The 4,431-nt window shown below is 56.9% G+C and carries 2 protein-coding genes and 4 tRNA genes; all 6 read left to right on the top strand.

The window, feature by feature from the left end; genetic code table 11:
- Positions 1-333 precede the first annotated feature (333 nt).
- The 6 genes from DW925_RS08515 to DW925_RS08490 all read left to right on the top strand — a co-directional run bounded on the left by DW925_RS08515 (position 334) and on the right by DW925_RS08490 (position 4,060).
- A tRNA-Leu gene (locus DW925_RS08515) sits at positions 334-423 on the top strand.
- Positions 424-482: 59 nt separating this feature from the next.
- A complete protein-coding gene (locus DW925_RS08510; protein WP_117584283.1) occupies positions 483-2,828 on the top strand; it encodes a GAF domain-containing SpoIIE family protein phosphatase in 2,346 nt (781 codons plus the stop codon).
- 78 nt (positions 2,829-2,906) lie between these two features.
- Positions 2,907-3,653, top strand: a complete 747-nt coding sequence (locus DW925_RS08505) for an anti-sigma factor antagonist (protein ID WP_055286928.1) — start codon at positions 2,907-2,909, stop codon at positions 3,651-3,653.
- A 105-nt stretch (positions 3,654-3,758) separates the two neighbouring features.
- A tRNA-Gly gene (locus DW925_RS08500) sits at positions 3,759-3,834 on the top strand.
- A 34-nt stretch (positions 3,835-3,868) separates the two neighbouring features.
- Positions 3,869-3,942: transfer RNA gene (locus tag DW925_RS08495), tRNA-Cys, on the top strand.
- 42 nt (positions 3,943-3,984) lie between these two features.
- Positions 3,985-4,060: transfer RNA gene (locus DW925_RS08490), tRNA-Gly, on the top strand.
- Positions 4,061-4,431: the final 371 nt, after the last annotated feature.

The raw sequence follows: 4,431 nt of genomic DNA, 5'->3' as shown, positions 1-4,431 counted from the left end.
ACCCACTAAATTCTTATCAGCCCCAGAATATGTTTAGGAACTTTGCCTGGAGCATGTTAACGTAGGTTCGGAATGGGGGCAGCTTCCCAGCGCATTCCGCAGGGGGCGGTACATTTTGTAGCGCGAAGCGCGGATCAAAATGTACCGCATGCCCGAGGACGCGCTGGGAAGCTGCCCCCATTCCGAACCGGATATACAGATCTACCTGCGCATTTACAAATTCGTAAACTTTTTTCAAAAAAGTGCTTGCACAGTTCTCGAATCATAGGTTATTATCTTCCTCGTTGAACGCGCGGGTCCAACAAAACGAACCGCGAATCAACAACATAGCATGTCGGAGTGGCGGAATTGGCAGACGCGCTAGCTTGAGGTGCTAGTGACCGCTTTTTGGTCATGCGGGTTCAAGTCCCGCCTCCGACACCATCGCATTTGAGAAGCCTCTTCGGAGGCTTTTTTGTTACCGATAGACGGTGAGGTCCACGATGGAAACGCTTGAACGCAACGAGTGGGCAGACGTTGCCCAACTAGTCGAGATCACGAGCGATGCTGTCATCATCTGCGAGCTCGACGGAACCATTCTGCATGTGAATAATCGCTTACTTGGTTTGATGTGCGAGGAACGCGCCGACGTCATCGGCGGAGATGTTAAAGACGTCCTGTACTCGTCCGCTTTTGAACGTGCGACGGAACATCGTCTGCCATTTGAAACTGATGGCTCCGAGAACGAACTGATGCTCAAGCTGAGTGACGGCTCTTTTATTCCCGTCTTGGTTCGTGCGGGCTCCGTAACGCCTCCACACATCTTTGGGCGCCGCGCACCACGTGTCCTGGTGGCGCTTCACAGTATCGAGGAACAGTATTCTCACGACCGGCAACTCAAGCGTGCGCTTTCGGAGCTTAGAGTGGCGAACAAGCGCCTCTCTGGCACGCTCTCGGTCATTATGAGTACCGTGGGCTCCGATGAGCTGCCCAGCCTACTTGATACCGTTTTGAACCAGCTTGTAGGAACGCTCGATGCTTCGGGTGCCGCTATCTATTTTTCTGAGAGCGGTGGTTTTAAACTTCGCGGTGTTTCCAAGGAGCTGTACGACAGCTACCTGCCTGAGTTTTTGCCGTATGGCGCTGGCATTCCGACGTATGTTCTTCGTGAGTCGCGTGCCTGTCGCTTGTCGATTCAACAGGACCTTGAGGGTGATAAGGTCGCCTCCGGTATGTTCATGGATCTGGACAATCGTTCTAAGCACCTGTTGCGCATGCAGGATATGCCTCCGTACCGCAGCGAGATCTGTCTTCCCGTTTTTTACGGTACGCAGATCCTTGGCGTGCTGGAAGTTGGTTGGAAACGCCCTCAGGCACCGCTCGCCTATGACGTTAATGTGCTCGAGGTCATTTGCGATTACCTGTCTATCCAGCTGGTCGGCATGGCATCGAGCCTTCGCTCCCGTCGCACGGCCGAGCTTGGCCGCTCGCTCAATGTCTTGCGTGACGAGTTGTTTACCTTTCTAGACGATTCCGCCGCGGCTACCCAGGCGGTATCGTCCGAGATCTGCAATATGCTCAACTGCCATTTTTGCCCTATTGAGTATGACGCCAGTCTGGATTCCTACGTCATAGATTTTGAAGGCGGCAGTCGCGTTGCTTTGCCGGACGATCCCGAGAAGCTTTTCTTTTCCACGACGGCGCCAGCGGCACGTCTGGGGGCTGGCCCTGATGGCTTTGAGGCATCTGTTTTGGGCGGCACGAGCGCCGAGGACCTTAAACACGTCCGTATAACTCGCGTTGACGAATCGATGCCTATGGGAGGCTGGCTTAGGGCGCATGGCCTGCCTTGCCAGGGTCTCTACGTCGACGCCGGCATCGAGGCGGGGCGCCCGCGCCCTGAGGGCGATGGCAAGCACAGTAACGACGCGATCGTTCCTGCTTCTGTTGCGAAGGGGCCGACGACGCGTGCGCTGCTGCTTCGTGATGGTAGCCAAGAGCCGATTGATGACCTTGAATATGACTACTTGGTGCACTTGGCTCATGACTTTGAACTGATCTATGAAGGCGAATCTCAAAAGCGTGAGGAGCGCCATATCGCTCAGACCCTCCAGATTGGCATGAGAAATTCACTGGGGGATGTTCCGGGAATCGCCGCCGATTCGGTGTACCTGTCGGCCACGAACTCGGCGTTGGTCGGCGGCGATTTCTATACGCTCATCCGTCTTCCCGACGATTGCGCCGTCATGATTCTGGGCGATGTGTCTGGCAAAGGCATTGAGGCTGCATCGATGTCCGCACTCGTCAAGACGGCCCTGACGGCATATGCCTGGGAGGGCGCTGGACCGGCCCGCATGGCACGCTCCCTTAATAGCATGCTTATGGGCTTTTCGAGGGTCGAGACGTTCGTGACGGCCTTTATCGCCAAGATTGACCTTAAAGCCGGACGCGCAACGTATTGTTCGGCGGGCCATCCTCCGACCATGGTCATCAGGCCAGAGTCGATGCCGCTGGGTGGCGGCGAGGCTCGTGGGGGAGAGGTCGAGCTGCTTGGATGCCAATCGGGGGTAATCGGTGCCTTTGAGAGCATGGTGTACGAGACAGGCGTGTTTACGTTCGCTCCTGGTGACATGCTATTTATGTACACCGACGGAACAATCGAAGCGCGTGACCGCTCGGGTGCTTTCTTTGGCGAGCAGCGCCTTCGCGACCTTCTGCTCTCTGTCTCGGGTGAGGGCGTGTCGGGCATTTGCGGCAAGGTCTTGGGCGAGCTCGACCGATTTACCGAATCGGCGCTGGACGATGACATTGCATTGGTGTCCCTTGAGTTTTTACGGGGTCGTTCATAGACGACGCTGGGCGGGCTGAATCCGTACGGTTGGGGAAACGAATGCATCGAGTGGGCTTTTTTGGGGAACCATGGTCGTATGAATGAGTGGAATGACATAGCGGTTTTGACGCCACCAGGCGATATCGACATCGCCACGGTGCCTGCGCTGCGTCGGCGGTTGGATGCTTTGATTGGCCGCGGCGTGCGTCGTGTCGTCATCAACTGTCAGGCTGTCAGCTTTATCGATTCGACGGGCTTGGCATTCCTGCTTACGCGCGCTCGTGAGCTCATGAGGCGAGAAGGCCTGCTTTCGCTCGTCAATGCATCAGGTGAAGTTGTTCGCTTTTTGGAGATTGCTCGTCTTGTCGATATTCTTCATGTCGCGGGGCCGGCACGGGAGTCTATTCCCGCCATTCCGGTGGGGGAGCTGCCTCGCTGGAGTAAGAGCGTCGAGGTCCGTCAGGGTATCGAGAATCTTCCATACTACCGACATCGCATCGCCGAACTCCTTGAATCGCTTCCGTTGCGCCGTGACGAGCGGTACGATGTCGCATTGGCGTCGGGGGAGGCGCTGGGTAATGCCTATGACCATGCGGGCGGTATCGGGTGCGTCCTGACGGTTCAGGCCTATGGCGATCGCGTTGTGGTTGAGGTGCTTGATCGAGGTGCCGGCTATTCTATCGATGAAACGAGCGAACCGGTCGCATCAGAGGAGCGCGGCCGTGGTATCAAGCTTATGCGTATGCTCGTCGATAACGTGGAGGTTGCTCGTCGTACGGACGGCGCCGGCACGCGCGTGCAGATGGTGAAGCTGTTTAGCGGAGCGCTGGAGTCGTGTGCCTAGCCAATCGCTTTAGCGCGTTTAGCTACTAAGAACATGCGGCAGACAAGTTTTTTGAAAAAAGTACTTGCGTCTTTTGGACAACTCGCGTAAATTAATAACCCGCAAGCGGACATGGCTCAGTTGGTAGAGCACAACCTTGCCAAGGTTGGGGTCGCGGGTTCGAGCCCCGTTGTCCGCTCCATTGCATTTCCGGACCGTTTAGGCGGTCCTTTTTCGGCGAAGTGGCCAAGTGGTAAGGCAGAGGCCTGCAAAGCCTTTACCCCCGGTTCGAATCCGGGCTTCGCCTCCAGGCAACATCCGGGCGCTCCGGCGCCCGTTTTGTTTTACATATGCGGACATGGCTCAGTTGGTAGAGCACAACCTTGCCAAGGTTGGGGTCGCGGGTTCGAGCCCCGTTGTCCGCTCCAAACGCAGCAGCCCGACTACTACGGTAGCCGGGCTTTTTCGTACCCATCGCTTGGGCTCGAACCCGAGAGGGAGCGAGCGTTAAGCAAACGCGGAGCGTTTGTAGCGAGCTGGCGAGGACGCCGGCAGGCGGCCGAAGCCGGTGCGGATCCGCGAAGCGAATACGCAGACGCCCCGTTGTCCGCTCCAACTATCTTACGCGGTTCTAACGAACCGCGTTTTTTGTTGACGCTGCGCGAGCCCCGGGCACCCCATCTTGCCCCTCAATCGTCGGTCGCGTACATAGAGTACGCTTCCCTCCTCTTTCGCGGCAACCTGGGGCACCCGGAGCCCGCTCGCTCATATGACCCAATCCACTGTCAAGGGCCACAAT

The sequence above is a fragment of the Collinsella sp. AM43-1 genome (genome assembly GCF_003467925.1).
Taxonomy (GTDB): Bacteria; Actinomycetota; Coriobacteriia; order Coriobacteriales; family Coriobacteriaceae; genus Collinsella.
This window is presented reverse-complemented; position numbering and strand designations above follow the sequence as displayed.